The organism is Rhodococcus sp. IEGM 1409 (assembly GCF_030056735.1).
GTDB lineage: Bacteria > Actinomycetota > Actinomycetes > Mycobacteriales > Mycobacteriaceae > Rhodococcus_F.
In genome coordinates this window covers 66,609-82,746 of record NZ_JASHKN010000012.1, presented here as the reverse complement: position 1 = coordinate 82,746, position 16,138 = coordinate 66,609, and the positions used below count along the sequence as shown (strand labels likewise).

Here is a 16,138-nt window from a genome sequence, read left to right as displayed (position 1 = left end):
GATGACGTCGCCGAACAATGTCCAACGCAAGATTGCTCAACCAGTGGGAGGTGTATCGCCTTCGCGGATGCGTCAGGCGATCAGCCAAGCCGAGCAGGCCGCTCTGCTTGCGTGTGTGACCGTCGAAACCGTCACCGGGCATGCCGAGTTGGAACAGGTATTCGGCCTGTTCGAGAAGGTATGGCAGCCGGAGAGCGGAAATCCGCCCGTACACCGGGACATGATGAAAGCGCTCTCGCACTCCGGAAATTACGTAGCCGGTGCTTTTCGTGGCGGAGACCTGATCGGTGGCTCGGTTGCCTTCTTCGAAGAGCCGCAACATCGTTCGTTGCATTCTCACATCACGGGAATTCTCCCGAACGTGCAGAACGGGCACATCGGCCTCGCGTTGAAACTGTTCCAGCGGGCGTGGGCACTGGAGCGGGGAATTCTCCACGTGCGGTGGACTTTCGACCCGCTCGTCGCGCGCAATGCCTATTTCAACGTCTCGAAACTCGGTGCGTTTCCGGTCCAGTATCTGCCGCGTTTCTACGCGCCGATGAACGACAGTCTCAACGGCGGCGCAGACAGCGACCGGTTGTTGATCGACTGGGAGATCGGTAGCAGCAAGGTTTCCGACGTCGTCGCCGGTTCGGGAGAAGTCCCGACTCCCGAGTCCTTGGGGGCGAGCGAACTGCTGTCCGTCTCCGAAGCCGGCCTGCCCGTGTTGAAGTCGACCAAGAATCGTTTCGTCACGGTGGCCACGCCGAATGACGTGTACGCACTGCGTAAGTCGGACGCGGCGGCGGCGAACGATTGGCGGCTGGCCGTCCGCGAAACTCTCGGAGGCGTGCTCTCCGAGAACGGAGTGGTTCTCGCCGTCACCAGAACCGGAAAGTACGTGCTTGACCGTGCGCCGGGAACACAGGTCGGCAGGACAACAGCGGAGGTTAGATCGTGAAGGTCGACGGAGTTGAATTACGCCGGGCGGCAATGCCGTTGAAGGCGCCGTTTCGAACCTCGTTCGGCACAGAGACCACCAAGGACGTGTTGTTCGTCAAGGTCGTCACCTCGGAGTCGGAAGGCTGGGGCGAGTGCGTAGCGATGTCCGAGCCTCGCTACTGCTCCGAATACACGGACGGCGCCGCCGAAGTCCTTCGCAAGTTCCTGATTCCGTCTCTGGGTGAACTCACCGATCCCGACGTGCACGCACTGAGCGCGACGATGGAACAGTTCGCCGGACACCCGATGGCCAAAGCTGCCCTGGAAACCGCCTTCCTCGACGCCGAATTGCGCGCCGCCGGGACGAGCCTGTCCTCGTATCTCGGCGCAGTGGTCGATCGGGTACCCGCGGGTGTCTCGGTGGGTATCAAGAATTCGATCGACGAACTGCTCGAGGAGGTAGGCGGCTTCCTCGACGCCGGATACCTACGCATCAAACTGAAAATCGAATCGGGCTGGGACATCGAGCCGGTTCGCGCAGTCCGCGAGCGGTTCGGCGACGACGTACTCCTCCAGGTCGACGCGAACACGGCGTACACCTTGGCTGACGCGCGCCATCTCCAGCGGCTCGACGACTTCGACCTCCTGCTGATCGAGCAGCCGCTTCCCGAAGAGGAGCTGCGCGGTCATGCCAGGTTGGCCGAGATGATGCGAACGCCCGTCTGCCTCGACGAGTCGATCACCTCCGCGAAGGTCACGGCCGACGCGCTGGCCATCGGCGCGTGCAGCGTGGTGAACATCAAACCGGGACGTGTCGGCGGTTATCTCGAATCGCGTCGAATCCACGACGTCTGCAAGGCCAACGGAATTGCCGTGTGGTGCGGCGGAATGCTCGAGACCGGAATCGGCCGGGCCGCCAACGTCGCTCTTGCCGCGCTTCCTGGATTTGTCCTACCAGGCGATACGTCAGCCTCCGATCGGTACTTCGCCGAAGACATCACCGAACCGTTCGTACTCGACGACGGCTACGTGAAGGTTCCGGAAGGACCGGGTATCGGCGTCGAACCGATCCCTGACCTGCTCGAAGCCATCACCACTTCGGTCGAATGGATCGGCATGGATCGGCTTTGACGAATCACTATGACACACTTCGTTCACAGGACGAAGGAGTGATAGACGTGGGCACCGTACGACCTCGCATCAGTTTGGTGCGGCTTCTCGAAGACGTGGGAACTACGGTGCTGAATCCGGTTGTCGGTGATCCGGAGGTGGTCCAGGAGATCGCCTCGGTGGTCATTCACGATCCTGACGACGACTCACCCTCGACGCCCGACTCCATGGTTCTGCTGGTCGGAATCACCGGCGGTGAACGTATCGCGGAGTCCGTCGCCGGCCTGGCCGAGCGCGGAGTGCGCGTGGTGGTCGCGCGAGTGACCACCGAAGTCAGTGACGCCGATCGAGAATCCATCATGTCCTCCGGCGTCGTCGTGTTGACGTTGGCCCGCGGAGTTTCGTGGGTTCAGCTGACAAGCCTGCTTCATTCGGTGCTCTCGGCCCGAAACGAAGTCGGGCACATCCATTCACGCGGAGGTGGCCCGGCCGGCGATCTGTTCGCCTTCGCCAACGCCGTCAGCGCGCTCTTGGATGCGCCGATCACGATCGAGGATCGAAGCTCACGGGTTATCGCCTTCTCCGGCCGCCAGGAAGAAGGAGACGGTCCACGTATCGCGACCGTTCTGGAGCGGCAGGTTCCTGACCAGTACATTCGAGTGCTCGAGGAAGCAGGGGTCTTCGACCGGCTCTATCGCAGCGACGATCCGGTGTGGGTGTCGGCGGAGACTCTCGGTACCAAAATGGGACGTATTGCCGTGTCCATCCGGGCCGGCGACGAGTTCCTCGGCTCCATGTGGGTGGCAACCGGTGAGCCGATGTCCGAGGACCGGATGCGGGCACTGCGTGACTCGGCCGGGTTGATTGCGCTGCAGATGTTGCGGTTGCGCGGCGGCGCCGACGCCGAGCGTCGACTGCGAGCAGACCTGATCGCGACCCTTCTCGACGGTGGGTCCGGTGCGGTCGACGCGATGAATCGCCTCGGCCTCGGGACCGGTCCCGCACTCGTGATGGCCTTGGGCCGTAGGTCTTTCGAGGGATCGTCGAAGCCGGACGACGCCGCCCACGTGGTGCGACTGACCGACGCTCTGGCCATGCACCTCGGTGCGGTCCACTCGCAGTCGGCGGCTGCATTGGTCAACGGAACCGGCTACGCGGTGCTGTCTGTGCGAGGGCATTCCCCGGCAGAAGCCGAGCTGCAGGCGTTCCGTGTGGCCTCGGATTTCCTGGACCGTACCGGAGCATCCGGCGACACGATCATCGGGATCGGCCGGGTCGTGACGAGACCGGCCCAGTTGAGCCGATCGAAGCGCGACGCCGAACATGCCCTCGAAGTGTTGTTGGCGGGACGAGCGTCGGGCAGCGTCGCCACTTTCAGCAGTGTCCACGTCGACGCCATTCTGTTGGAGATCGCGTCGGAAGCTGCAGCCGAAGGATTCTCGGACCTCGGGCCCATCGAGGCGATCGCCAGCCACGACGCTGCCCATGCGACCTCGTTCGTCGACACCCTCGATGCGTGGCTCAACGCCTTCGGTGACGTCGGTGACGCCGCGGCGTCATTGCACGTGCACCCCAACACCTTTCGGTATCGCCTCAGCAAGTTGAAGGGAATGGCCGCGTTGGATCTCGACGACCCCAACGTTCGCTTCCGGTTGATGGTGCATCTTCGTCTGCGCGGTCCACGCTAGTTCGAGAGCCGAAAAATGCGGGTCGCGCCGGTTTCTCGGCGCGACCCGCATTTTCTGTCAGCGGATACCGGTCAGCTGTTGTTGCGAAGTGCTTCGACAGCGATGCGGCCGACGGTTCCGATCGAGGCATCGATCTTCGGGGCGCGATGAGTGAGTGCGTGGGACTTGGTGAAGACGCCGACGGCGTAACGCTTACCGTCCGGGTACGCCACGACGCCGGCTTCGTTTCGTACCAATCCCAGCGTTCCGGTCTTGGCAGCGACGGTGACCTCGTCGGGGAAACCAGATGAAAGGCGGTGCGGCCAGACCTGCTTGCTCATGATCGTTCGGACCTCTTCGCAGGCCGATGCGGGGCCGGCTTCGTCCCTCCAGATTGCAGCCAGCAACATTGTGATCTCACGAGGGGTGCTGGAGTTGGAGCGGGCCGGATCCATGACGGAAATCGTCCGGAGAATTTCGATCGGAGGCATTTCAAGCAAGGTGCCCTTGTCGACTCCGAGGTCGTCGTAGACCGATTTGAACAGACCGCGGCAGTCACGGACCAAGTTGGTCTTCTCCAAACCGAGCTCACGCAGCGTTGCGACGATGTTGTCGAGTCCGAGACGCTCGAACAAGAAATCCGTGGCGGCGTTGTCGCTGAAGCTCATCATGAGCAGAGCGAGGTCTCGCCAGCTGGCGGTGACATCGTCGGCGCAACCGCCGATACCGATGCCGCCGGAGCGGAACTCGGCGGTCACCGTGGCGTGCTCGGTCGGATCAAGGGTGCCTGCCGCTACTTCACGGGCGTACTGGAGTACGACAGGAATCTTGAAAACGGAGGCGAGGATGACACCTTCGTCAGCGCCGTAGCCGAACTCTTCGCCGGAATCGATGTCGCGTGCGTGGACGAACGCATCGGTCTTCGCTTCGGCCAGTACAGAAGCGATCTCCTGCTGTGCGCTCTCAACGTACGTGGCAGTTTCGGTCATTCGAGAAGCCCTTCGTCGGTATCCGTATATCTGGGTTATTCGTGGATTCGACGATAGTGAGTCGACGACGGGGGGTCTTGTACGAATCGACGAAGCTGACCGAAAGGTTCGGTGCGGATATGCCGAATCATCCGGGCGTCGGGGTGTTCCAGATCAGGAAGCGTATGTTTCGAGCCGGCAGCGGACAAGGCTGTCGACATCGCCGCGGCGCTTGTCGGAGACGACGCCGGCCAGCAGAAGAGTGAACAACTCGTCGATGCGGTCGTCCAAATCGCTTCGCCTGGTGAGCACGTTCGAAACCAGTTGAACGCCGGTGAATGCCGAGATTGCCACGCGGCCCACCGATTCCGGATCCACGTCGTCGCGGATATCGCCTTCGCGCTTCGCGGCCTCGGCCAGTTTTCGAAGCTCGCGGATCCACGCGAGGTACGGGCCTTGCGAACCGTCGGCAGAGGCCAATTCGAGGGTAAGCCGGACTCCCGCACGAACAATCGGGTCCGCGACAAGTTGGCGGCCCATCTCGTGGCACACCATGACGAGCTGTTCCAGTGCCGGTGCGCCCGTGGCTGCAACTGCGGTGAAGGCGGTGATCGAGATCTGGTGCTGTTCTTCGATGACAGCTTGAGCCAATTCGTCTTTGGACGAGAAGTGGAAATAGACCGCGCCCTTGGTCATCTGCGCCGCGGACACGATGTCGTTCATGCTCGTGCTGCCGTACCCCGTGACTTCGAACCGATCGGCAGCGCCACGAAGAATCTGACGCCGACTGATCTTGGCACGTTCCTGCATTGCTCCCTTGTCCTCCGACTGTTAATACGTGAACTAGTTTTAGGGCCCTAGGTCCCGGACCGGCGCCCCACGGTAGCAGCGAAACTCGTGCTCGCGCGACAGCGCGAAACGGACTGTTCGGTGTGCAATCGCAGGTCACGGTCGGTAGGAGCGACAAATGCGACCGCCGCAACCTCAGTTGGAGGCTGCGGCGGGGAGTCCAGTTATCGGCCAGCGAAATTCGGTCGAAGGTACGCGATCAACGAGTCGAGACAGTTGCCTCGAAGCCGAGGTCGCGTAGTGCCGACTTGAGTTCGGTCTGCGCCTCGTCGAGAGATTCGGGTGACGGCGAAGTGTCGGCGCCACTGATGTCGAAGTTCCCCATGTCGTATGCGGGGAAGACGTGAACGTGCAGATGCGGAACTTCCAGACCTGCGATGAGGAGACCGGCCCGAGGCGCGTCGAACGCCTTCCTCACAGCCTGACCCAGGGTGCGGGCAACCGCGGTGACCTTGGCAAAGAGTTCAGGATCTACGTCCTGCCACTGATCGACCTCGGCTCGCGGTACGACGAGTACGTGACCCTGCGTTACCGGTGCGATGGTCAGGAACGCGACAACGTCGTCGTCCTCCCACACGAAACGTCCTGGTAGATCCCCGTTGATGATGGCGCTGAAGACTGAAGGCATACCCCGAGATTAGCCCGCGTCCGGTTGCCAGGAAACTCCCAGGCTGGACGCAGGTTCGTCGGAGCCGGCCCGACAAATCTAGGACGCATGACGACAGAAGCCATGCAGACCGCGGGTAGCACGGACGCCGGGGAGTTCTCCGCGACGACTGTAGTGCTGGACGTGGTCGTCCCGGTATACAACGAAGAGGCGGGCCTCGAGACGTGCGTGCGCCGCTTGCGCCATCATTTACGCACGCAGGTGCCATTTTCTGCGCGAATTACCATCGCGGACAACGCCAGCGTCGACGGCACCTTGGCGCTCGCACGTTCCCTCGCCGAAGAATTCGACGACGTCCGCGTCGTTCACCTGGATGCGAAGGGCCGTGGTCGAGCACTGCGGCAGGTGTGGAGCGACTCCGACGCGGACGTGGTCGCGTACATGGACGTCGATCTCTCGACCGATCTCAACGCTCTGATGCCATTGATTGCTCCGCTGCTCTCGGGGCACTCGGACATTGCCATCGGTTCCCGGTTGGCGCGTTCGTCCCGCGTGGTCCGTGGCCCCAAGCGTGAATTCATCTCGCGTAGTTACAACCTGATCCTCCGCAGCGCACTGCATGCTCGCTTCACCGACGCCCAGTGTGGTTTCAAAGCCATGCGCGTCGACGTTGCGCGGCAACTACTTCCGCTGGTGGAGGACACCGGGTGGTTCTTCGACACCGAATTGCTGGTGCTGGCAGAGCGGGCCGGAATGCGAATTCACGAGGTCCCCGTCGACTGGGTGGACGACCCGGACAGCCGGGTAGACATCGTCGCCACGGCAGTCGCCGACCTCAAAGGTGTGGTTCGCGTCGGCCGTGCACTCTCGACCGGCTCACTCCCACTGGCCGAGCTGAGGGCGAGTTTCGGCCGTGAACCGTTGGTTCCGGGTGTTCCGCGAGGCATGGTCGGGCAACTCTCACGGTTTGCCGTGGTGGGAGTCATTTCTACGCTTGCGTACGCGCTGCTCTATCTCGCGCTGCACTCGATTATGGGAGCGCAGTGGGCCAACGCCGTCGCATTGCTGGTGACCGCGGTGTTCAACACCGCCGCTAATCGAGCCTTTACCTTCGGTATCCGGGGGTCGGAAGGATCCGCCCGTCACCAAATGCAGGGCCTGCTCGTATTCGGGTTCGGCTTGCTGCTCACCAGCGGATCGTTGTTCGTGCTCGACGTTGTGGCGCCCGATGCGTCCAAACACGTCGAGCTTGCTGTACTCGTCATTGCCAATCTTGTTGCCACAGTGAGTCGATTCATCGCACTGCGCTGGGTGTTTCGCACCGCACAACCCGTAGGAGCTAATCGATGACCGCTACTGCAGAGAGATTGGCCGCGCCGGTGCCGGCGCCGGAACCTCAGCGTCAGGTGCGCTGGGAACCGTGGGCGCTCGGAGTGCTGTTGGTGGGGACCGGAGTCGCCTACATCTGGGGCCTGGGTGCGTCCGGATGGGCCAACTCGTTCTATGCCGCTGCGGTACAGGCAGGTTCGGTGTCGTGGAAAGCCTTCTTCTTCGGCTCTTCGGACGCTGCGAACTCGATCACCGTCGACAAGCCGCCGATGTCCCTGTGGTTGATGTCGTTGTCAGTTCGCATCTTCGGACTCAACTCCTGGGCGATGTTGGTGCCGCAGGCGCTGCTCGGTGTCGGATCGGTCGCGCTGTTGTGGGGAACGGTTCGACGGTACTTCGGGGCGGCAGCCGGACTCCTCGCCGGGTTGGTGCTGGCCCTCACTCCCGTAGCGGCGCTGATGTTCCGGTTCAACAACCCGGATGCCTTGCTGGTGCTTCTGATGATCGCAGCAGTGTGGGCGATGATGCGCGCCGTGCAGGACGGCCGCACCCGCTGGCTCGTGTTGGTCGGCGTCTTCTGCGGATTCGGTTTCCTGACAAAGCAATTGCAGGTCATGTTGGTGGTTCCGCCACTGGCACTCACCTATCTGATCGCCGGACCGCCGAAACTGGGTAAGCGGGTACTTCAACTGTTCGCTGCACTAGGCGGGCTGATCGTTTCCGCCGGATGGTGGTTGGCAATCGTCGAACTGTGGCCTGCCGATTCACGTCCATGGATCGGTGGTTCGCAGAACAATTCGATTCTCGAACTGACGCTCGGTTACAACGGACTCGGACGCTTGAGCGGCAACGAGACAGGAAGCGTCGGCGGCGGCGGCGGAATGCGCGGTGCTGGTGATGCTGCGGCCGGCGCTGCTGCGGGAGGCTTCCCCGGAATGGGCGAGGCAGCAGGTGGTATGACAACAGGCGGTATGGCTCCAGGTGGTGGGGCCGGTGGCGGTATGTGGGGGAGTACCGGCATTGCGCGCCTGTTCGAATCTGCCCAGGGCGGGCAGATTGCCTGGTTGATTCCTGCCGCACTGATACTTCTGGTGGCTGGAATCGTGCTGCGAGGCAAGGCTCCGCGCGTCGACACACAGCGCGCCTCGTTCATCGTCTGGGGTCTGTGGCTGTTGGTGACCGGACTGACCTTCAGTTTCATGGCGGGAATCTTCCACGCTTACTACACCGTTGCGCTGGCGCCGGCGATCGCCGCACTGATCGGTTCGGGATCCGTATTGGCGTGGCGTCATCGTGACGTCCTCTGGGTTCGCATCATTCTGGCGGTGTCATTGGCCGTAACCGTCGCGATGGCGTGGGTACTGCTCGGGCGTTCGCCTTCATTCGTACCGTGGCTCAGGTGGGCCATTCTGGTAGTCGGCGTTGTCGCTGCCGTGGCAGTGCTGATTCCCGCGGTGTCGAGAGGTCGACTGGCCGTGGCAGCGATTCTCGCGGCGATCTTCACCGGCCTGGCGGGTCCGACTGCCTACGCGATCGACACCATCAACACTCCGCATACCGGTTCCATCGTTTCGGCCGGACCGAGCGTCGAAGGTGGAATGGGCGGGCCCGGCGGTGGCCGTGGAGGATTCGGCGGATTCGGTGGCACGGCTGATGGCGGTAACCGTCGGACGGACGGAACGCCACCTGCAGCAATGGGCCAGATGCCCGGTGGTGCAACAACTCCGGGCGGCACCACATCGGCCACTGACGGAACACGAGGCGCAATGGGCGGCGGCGGTGCCGGTGGTCTACTTCAGGGCAGCACGCCGGGAGCCGCTGTTGTGTCCACACTTGAAGAGAACTCCGACCAGTTCACGTGGGTAGCCGCGGCAATCGGGTCCAACAGTGCCTCGGGTTATCAGCTTGCGACGCAGTCACCGGTCATGGCTATCGGAGGGTTCAACGGGAGCGATCCGTCCCCGACTCTCGCGCAGTTCCAGCAGTACGTGGCAGAGGGCAAGATTCACTTCTTCATCGCGGGCGGTGGGATGGGTGGCGGCATGAACGCCGAGGGCACCGCTACCGCTATCTCGACATGGGTGACCGAAAACTTCACCGCCACAACGGTGGACGGAGTAACCCTCTACGACTTGACGGTTAGGGGCTGACCAGCACGAACGCACGCCAGGTCCGCATCGGAGGAGCACTTCCGATGCGGACCTGGCCGTGTTCTGTTGTGCCCGAGAAGCGGTTCTCAGGTTTTGAAGGTGGTGTTCGCAGGTTGCGGGTGCTGCCCGGGGTCGATCGAGGGCGGTGGGATGAACCAGGGTTTGTTGTCGACGCCGATCCGGATCGCCCATTTTCCGGCGAACCCCGTTTTGCGGTGCATCAACCGGTGATGCGAACGGCACAGCAGGACCAGGTTGTTCATCACCGTCGGGCCACCGTTAGCCCAGTGCCGAATATGGTGCGCATCCGTCCACGCCGGCACACATGCACAGCCCGGGAACGCGCAGCCTTTGTCTCGGGCGATCAATGCGACGCGCTGTTCGGCGGTGACCAACCGTTTTCCGGGTTTCGCGTCAAGCGGTGCTCCGTGGTCGTCCAGCAGGACCGTCGAGAGGAAACAGTCACACCCCAACAACCTCGTCTGCGACACGGACAGTGGCCCCAGCCATGGCATATGTCCGACATCGAGATCCGACAGGTCCAGATCGCGCGAGCCTTCGTCGTCCACATCCGCAGCAGAAGATGCGGCGCAGTCCCGATGCTCAGCAAGGTCCCGGGCGTTGATGTGCACATTCACGTGCGGACGTTGCCCGCCGTCGGTACCGGTCTTCGCGCAATCCAGATAACGGCGGATCAGTTCGGTGAACCCGTCAGCCGTCCGCTTCGCCGCCGACCGGGCATCCGGGGTTCCGTCCGCTGCTGGGGTCGGCATCGTCAAATTCGACAACGCCGATAACAGCATTTCACCGGTGAGAGCGTCGAAATCCCCTCGCACCACCACCCGGCCGTTCAAGGTCGAGGCGATGCGGAGCTCGTTGCGGTCCACATCTTCGGCGGGCGGAATCTCATCGGACTCGAACACCCGCTCCAAGGTCGCGATCACATGCCGCACCTTCGTCGTCGTCGCCTCCACCCCCGACGCCGCCGCGAGCAACAAATCGATGCAGCGAGGCAGCGCCTCCTCCGGTATCCCCTTCGGCGGGGACTCACAGAACGCCACGATCAACACAGCATGATCGAACGAGCAATCCCCGCAATCAAATCTCGCTGCCACCGCCGGAAACGGGCGTAGCGCTGCACCCAGGGCGGCGATCTTCTTCCCGTCCCGAACCTGCAGCATCGTGTTGCCTGCCAACCACGAACCGACACCGCGGCTGGCGATTACCTGATCATCGGGACGCATCGAGAGTTCGTCCACCACCGCCACCCGCACCGCTTCCAGGCGCAGAATCTCCGCACTCGCCGACACCGCAGCCGCACGCAACTCGGCAGCAGACAACTGCCACAGCCGTCCGCGTAACCCCACCGCAGAACCCGACACCACGTCCGACAGATAGACACTCATTGAATCCCCCGATCCCCTCCCTAGATCATACTCGAACACACGTTCGAGTCAAGGGTTAATTTCGCAAGGGCTTAGTGCGAATGCTGTCGAGGTCCTGGACCGCGTCGCAGCAGGCGTCGAGTAATTCGCGATCATGGCTGATGAGTAATACGCCGACGTCGGTTTCAGCGGCGCGACTCTCGATCAACCGAACGAGCGCGGCCGTCGTGGCAGCGTCGAGCATCGCCGTCGCCTCGTCGCAGATGAGGTATTTCGGTTGTTGCGCCAGCGATCTTGCCAGGCAGGCGCGCTGCAGTTGGCCGTCGCTGACCTGGTGCGGTCTGCGGGAGAAGAGATCGGGAGTGAGGCCCACTTGAGCGGCCAGCGCAGCCACATCGATTGTTCTACCGGCAATATCACCGGGTTGGCCGATGATCGAGGCGAGCGTCTGGCGAGGGTCGGTCGATGCACGAGGCGACTGAAACAGCATGGATACTGCGCCGCGCAACGCCGCGGGCACCGAGAATTTGGTACCCACGACAGGTGATCCGTCGATCCGCACCTCACCCGACCATGGTGCATCCAGTGAGCCGAGAATTCTTGCAAGTGTGGACTTTCCGGTTCCCGACGGCCCGGTCAGGCCGATCAGTTTTCCCGACGGAATCTCGAGGGAGATGTTCTCGAGCACCGGTCGGTTGCGGTGGTAACCACTCGTGATTCCCAATGCTTGCAGACTCATGTCAGCCCACCTTCCGCAATGTTCGGTACGTGCGTTCGCCGAGGGTTACCAACTCGGTCGGTCCACCGGACTGTTTCGACTCCGGACGTCGTAGGTGATAGACGCACTCGTCGGGGAGATCGGTCAGTTGTGGCGGCGAGCCGGGTATCGGTTTCAAACCACGGGAAGGTAAGGCGCCGAGTAGGTCTCGGGTGTAGTCGTGGAGGGGATCCTGGAACACTAGAGCAGCCGGTCCGGTTTCCATGATGCGTGATGCGTACATGACGGCAAGTCGATCCGCGACACCGCTGCGGGTAAGTGATGCCAGGTCGTGGGTGATGAGCAAGACTGCCGCCCCCGCGTCAGCGCACTCTCGAAGCAGGCTCATGACGTGGTCGGTGAGTTCGCGGTCGAGGTTGGCGGTGGGTTCGTCAGCCACGATCACCGACGGATTCCCGGCCAACGCACCGGCAATGGCGACGCGTTGCGCCATGCCACCCGACAGTTCGTGCGGGTAGCAGTCCAGGGCAGACGGTTCGAGTCCGACGCGAAGTGCCAAGGCGTCGCAGGTGTGATCGCTGCCGAGTGCGTCGATCGTCTCCTGTAGCTGCGATCTCGCAGTCCGGACCGGGGTGAGATGTGTTGCGGCAGATTGTGGAACGAGCGCCGCATGTCGCCCCCGGAAGGCGGTGCCGGAGAAGACGTCGATGTCGAGGTCCGGTGTACCGACAGTGACCGTTCCGGTTCGAGAAGCAGTCGGCGGCAACATGTTCATGACCGAGGTAGCGATGATCGACTTGCCGCACCCGGATTCGCCGACGAGCGCGGTCACCGTGCCGGCTGGAACGGCAAGGTCGATGTCGCTCGCAGCGTGGACTACGGAACCGCCGGGCAGTGGGATCCTGACGGTGAGCGATTCAATGCGCAGGCCGGGGTTCACAGTCGTAACTCCGAAGGTCGAGGGGGCGTGAGCATAGACCGCAAAGCCGAACCGGCGATTGCAACTGCGACGGTGGCGATCACGAGGACTGCGGCAGGGAAAACCAGAGTCCACCAACCGCCGAGGAGTAGCGAACTGCGCGCTTCTTCGAGCAGCGTTCCGAGACTGGGCTTGTGCGGGGGAAGGCCGAAACCCAGGAAGGACAACGTCGATTCGTGCCAGACGGCGTGGGGTAAGAGGAGAACAACCGCGATCAAGGCCTGCGCCGCCGTCGCCGGCACGAGGTGGCGCATGATCACGTGACGTCGACTTGCTCCCGCGAGGATGGCGGCGTCGATGTACGGTCGTTCACGCAGACTCAAGATCTCGGAGCGGATGATCCGGGCCACTTGGGTCCAGTGGGTCAGTGCGATCGAAAGTACTATGGCGGCAATGCTTCCGCGGAACATCGCGACGATGACGATGCCGAGCAACAGGTGGGGGAGTGCGTTGACGGCGTCGGTGCCGCGCATGACGAACCTGTCCACCCAGCCGCCGACCAGTCCGGCCGTGGTACCGACGGCGACGCCGATCACCGTGGCGAGCAGCGCGCAGGCGAGCGCAACCAGAAGTGAGGTTCGAATTCCTGCAGCTATGCGCACGAACAGATCTCGTCCCGCCGAGTCCGTTCCGAAGGGGTGATCGAAGGACGGTGCCAGGCGGGCTGCCGAGAAGTCGGTGACTCGGTCGTCGACGTCGGACAACCAGGGGACCAGCGCCGCGTACAGCGCAACGAGGATCAGCACGCCGAGGGCGATCTTGAAGCGTCGCTCAGCCATCGGTACTCACTCTCGGGTCGAGTACTGCAACCAGGACGTCGGCAAGTAGTGAGCCGAGCATGACCGTCAATGTCGTACCGACGGTGAGGAATGCGAGCAGGGCCATGTCGAGGTCACGCGCAGAGGAAACGATGGCGCCGGCGATCCCCGGCCAACTGAAGACCTCTTCCACCAGCACTGCCCCGACTATCAGTTCGGGCAACCGCACGCCGACGATGTTCACGAAAGGTGCCAGTGATGTGGGCAGTATGTGACGATTCGTGATGGTCGGCGTCGGGATTCCGCGTGCTACCGCGCCGGCGACAAATCCCTCACTTTTCGAACCCACGACGGATTCTCGGACGGCGAGGAGGAGCCACGGCATCTGCGAGATGGCGAGCACCGTCACCGGTAGGACCAGGTGCCGGATGACCTGTCCCGGAGTGGGATCGGCGCCTCCGTCGGTCAGTCCGGCGACGGGGAGCCAGCCGAGAGTCAAAGCGAAGAGCGCGATTGCCCCCAGGGACAAGACAAACGGCGGAAGCCCCTGAACGACGACGCTCAGCCCGGACACGATCTTGTCCAGGTAACCTCCACTGCGGATTCCGGCGAGAACACCGAGTGCCAGTGAGGCGAGAATCGCGATGACGAGTGAGATGCCGACCAGCAGCAGGGTCCACGGCAGACGTTCGGAGATAACTTGGGAAACAAGCTGATTGAACGATCTGGAGATCCCGAGATCGCCGGTGAGCACCCCCTGGAGCCAATTCCAGTACGTGCTGTACCAGGGGTTGTCGAAACCCATCTGGTCGGCGATCAACGCTTTGTCCGCGTCGCTGGTCGACATGTATCGCGTGCCGAGATAGCCGACCAGTGGATCGAACGGTGAAATCGCGGCGGCGGCAAAGAGTCCCGCGGACACCACGGCGATCACCGGCACGATGAACAACACCCGCCGACCGACCATCGTGAGGATGGCCTTTCGGCGGGAGTTGTCACGGTGGCCCCGCGACGCCTGCGCGTCTGCCCGAACGTCGACCGCTGTCATTGCCCTCTGGCCCACGTCTGCAGTGACCACCACGGACCCCAGGTCACACCGTGTGAGTGTGGTTCGAGTACCGGTCCGGACATCTGCCAGTCGGAATCCTTCGATACGTACGTATGGTCGAGGAACACGAGGATGACAAATCCGGGATCTTCGACGTACGCCTGCTGAACGTCGCGATACGCGGCGTCACGCGTTGCCGGATCGAGGCTGCGGCGTCCTACTTCCAAGCCTGCGTCGACTGCTGGATTGGAGTAGTCGCTGGCGTTGTCGTAGATGCTGCCGACCCCGGGTGCGACGTACTTCGAGTTCAGCGCGTCGTACGCCTGTGTGTCGGGGTCGAAAGGTTCGTCGCCGCCGCCGAGAAGTGTCGAATCCTGGTTGATGCGAGGGTCTATACGGTCCCAGGAGAGTGCTTCGAGATCCACCTCGATGCCGACGGCGAGAGCGTCGGAGGCGAATGCCTGGGCGAGATCACGTCGGACGGTGTCGACGGAGTTGTACATGATCGTGAACTGCGCGCGCCGGCCGTCCTTCGAACGGATTCCGTCGGCACCTTCGATCCAGCCGGCCTCGGTGAGAATTCGCTCGGCCTCGTCCGGGTCGTAGGCGAAGGTCGCGTTCGGGTTGTACGAGTCGCCGTATACCTCGGGGATCGGAGTGGCGGCAACTCGGCCGTGTCCGCCCAGGACGTTGTCGATCATCGACTGGCGATTGGCGGCGAGGTTGAGCGCCATACGCACGGCTTTGTCGCCCGCCACGGGATTGTTCGTGGGGAGTGAGAGGCCGCGCCAGTCTGCCGACTGATTGGCTGTCACGGACATGTTGTCTTTGCCCGAGAACGTATTGGCAAGCAGTGGAGGGAGATTTGTTCCGTCGATCTCACCGGACACCATGCGTTGGGCGCGGGTGTTGTCATCGGGAACGTAGAGGAGAGTCAGCTTCTTGATCTCCGGCGCGCCGTCCCAGTAGTTTTCGTTCGCCTCGAAGACCGCTCGATCTGGTGAGAGGTCGACGAGGGTGTACGGCCCGGTACCGACGGGCGCGGTGTTCAACGGTGATTCGGCGGCCAGTCCGGGTGTCGCGAGGAACTCCGACGGAACCATGCCGATCAGCATCTTCGTCAGCAGCGGCGCATACGAGTAGGCGAGGCGAAACTCGACTGTGCTGTCGTCGACGGCCACGACGTCGCTGATCATGTCGTACGACGACCGCGCCTCCGAGGCGGAAGCGGGATCGAGGATCGCCTTGTACGTGGCAACCACGTCGGCGGCGTCGAAGGTCGATCCGTCGGAGAAGGTGACCCCGTCACGGAGCTTGACCGTCCAGACTGTCGCGTCGTCGTTGGCAGTCGGCATCTCTGCGGCCAAGGACGGCTCGAATCCAGGCATGCCGGTGCCTCCGGTGAGCCGGACGAGACCGTCGTACATCTTGGCTTCACCGGCAGCGCCGAAGCCTGCGACCGGGTTGTAGCCGCCCAGTTCGTAGCCGTCGGCCAAGACCAGGCCGTCGTTGTTGCCCGAAGAGTTGGTGCCAGTCGGGCTACTGCACGACGTGATCAGAAGTGCGCCGATTGCGGCGGTTGCGGTGAGCGTCAGAACGCCTGGTTGGTGGAGTTTCACGGGTGTCCTTTCCTCGGTGGACAGGTGCCC

14 protein-coding genes are annotated in these 16,138 nt (G+C 62.8%); 5 read left to right on the top strand and 9 right to left on the bottom strand.

Annotation, left to right across the window (positions count from 1 at the left end; genetic code table 11):
* Nucleotide 1 precedes the first annotated feature (1 nt).
* The 3 genes from QM716_RS25550 to QM716_RS25540 are packed head-to-tail and all read left to right on the top strand — an operon-like array spanning nt 2 to nt 3,719.
* Nucleotides 2–940, top strand: coding sequence for a GNAT family N-acetyltransferase (locus QM716_RS25550; protein WP_283306977.1), 939 nt, complete (start codon nt 2–4; stop codon nt 938–940).
* Nucleotides 937–2,052 (top strand): o-succinylbenzoate synthase, encoded by a 1,116-nt coding sequence (gene menC / locus QM716_RS25545; protein WP_283306976.1) that lies wholly within the window; start codon nt 937–939, stop codon nt 2,050–2,052. Before QM716_RS25550 ends, menC begins: the two co-directional genes overlap by 4 nt.
* A 47-nt stretch (nt 2,053–2,099) precedes the next feature.
* The gene (locus QM716_RS25540; RefSeq protein ID WP_283306975.1) at nt 2,100–3,719 is read left to right on the top strand and encodes a PucR family transcriptional regulator; all 1,620 of its coding nucleotides are present in this window, start codon (nt 2,100–2,102) and stop codon (nt 3,717–3,719) included.
* A 71-nt stretch (nt 3,720–3,790) separates the two neighbouring features.
* Here the strand turns inward: QM716_RS25540 and QM716_RS25535 are convergent, their stop codons facing one another.
* The 3 genes from QM716_RS25535 to QM716_RS25525 form a co-directional block, all read right to left on the bottom strand.
* Complete coding sequence (locus tag QM716_RS25535) at nt 3,791–4,687, bottom strand: serine hydrolase (protein ID WP_283306974.1); 897 nt, start codon at nt 4,685–4,687, stop codon at nt 3,791–3,793.
* A gap of 153 nt (nt 4,688–4,840) precedes the next feature.
* Complete coding sequence (locus QM716_RS25530; RefSeq protein ID WP_283306973.1) at nt 4,841–5,476, bottom strand: ScbR family autoregulator-binding transcription factor; 636 nt, start codon at nt 5,474–5,476, stop codon at nt 4,841–4,843.
* Nucleotides 5,477–5,714: 238 nt separating this feature from the next.
* Nucleotides 5,715–6,143, bottom strand: a complete 429-nt coding sequence (locus QM716_RS25525) for an HIT family protein (RefSeq protein ID WP_283306971.1) — start codon at nt 6,141–6,143, stop codon at nt 5,715–5,717.
* Between the two features lie 87 nt (nt 6,144–6,230).
* On the opposite strand from QM716_RS25525, the gene QM716_RS25520 reads away from it, so the two are divergent.
* The gene (locus QM716_RS25520) at nt 6,231–7,472 is read left to right on the top strand and encodes a bifunctional glycosyltransferase family 2/GtrA family protein (protein ID WP_502942142.1); all 1,242 of its coding nucleotides are present in this window, start codon (nt 6,231–6,233) and stop codon (nt 7,470–7,472) included.
* A complete protein-coding gene (locus tag QM716_RS25515; protein WP_283306969.1) occupies nt 7,469–9,601 on the top strand; it encodes an ArnT family glycosyltransferase in 2,133 nt (710 codons plus the stop codon). Before QM716_RS25520 ends, QM716_RS25515 begins: the two co-directional genes overlap by 4 nt.
* Nucleotides 9,602–9,687: 86 nt before the next feature.
* On the opposite strand, the gene QM716_RS25510 is transcribed toward QM716_RS25515, so the two are convergent.
* From QM716_RS25510 to QM716_RS25485, 6 genes are read right to left on the bottom strand one after another with little or no spacing between them, the layout of a single operon-like run.
* On the bottom strand, nt 9,688–11,007 hold the full coding sequence (locus tag QM716_RS25510; protein WP_283306968.1) for an HNH endonuclease signature motif containing protein: 1,320 nt from the start codon (nt 11,005–11,007) through the stop codon (nt 9,688–9,690).
* A 55-nt stretch (nt 11,008–11,062) separates the two neighbouring features.
* Nucleotides 11,063–11,725 carry an ABC transporter ATP-binding protein gene (locus QM716_RS25505; protein ID WP_283306966.1) on the bottom strand — a complete coding sequence of 221 codons (663 nt, stop codon included), beginning with the start codon at nt 11,723–11,725 and terminating at the stop codon, nt 11,063–11,065.
* 1 nt (nt 11,726) lies between these two features.
* Nucleotides 11,727–12,644 carry an oligopeptide/dipeptide ABC transporter ATP-binding protein gene (locus QM716_RS25500; protein WP_283306964.1) on the bottom strand — a complete coding sequence of 306 codons (918 nt, stop codon included), beginning with the start codon at nt 12,642–12,644 and terminating at the stop codon, nt 11,727–11,729.
* Nucleotides 12,641–13,462: an ABC transporter permease gene (locus QM716_RS25495; RefSeq protein WP_283306963.1), complete on the bottom strand. Its 822-nt coding sequence runs from the start codon at nt 13,460–13,462 to the stop codon at nt 12,641–12,643. Before QM716_RS25495 ends, QM716_RS25500 begins: the two co-directional genes overlap by 4 nt.
* Complete coding sequence (locus tag QM716_RS25490) at nt 13,455–14,489, bottom strand: ABC transporter permease (protein ID WP_283307093.1); 1,035 nt, start codon at nt 14,487–14,489, stop codon at nt 13,455–13,457. Before QM716_RS25490 ends, QM716_RS25495 begins: the two co-directional genes overlap by 8 nt.
* Nucleotides 14,486–16,108 carry an ABC transporter substrate-binding protein gene (locus QM716_RS25485; RefSeq protein ID WP_283306962.1) on the bottom strand — a complete coding sequence of 541 codons (1,623 nt, stop codon included), beginning with the start codon at nt 16,106–16,108 and terminating at the stop codon, nt 14,486–14,488. The genes QM716_RS25490 and QM716_RS25485 overlap by 4 nt, the downstream gene beginning before the upstream one ends.
* Between the last annotated feature and the right edge of the window lie 30 nt (nt 16,109–16,138).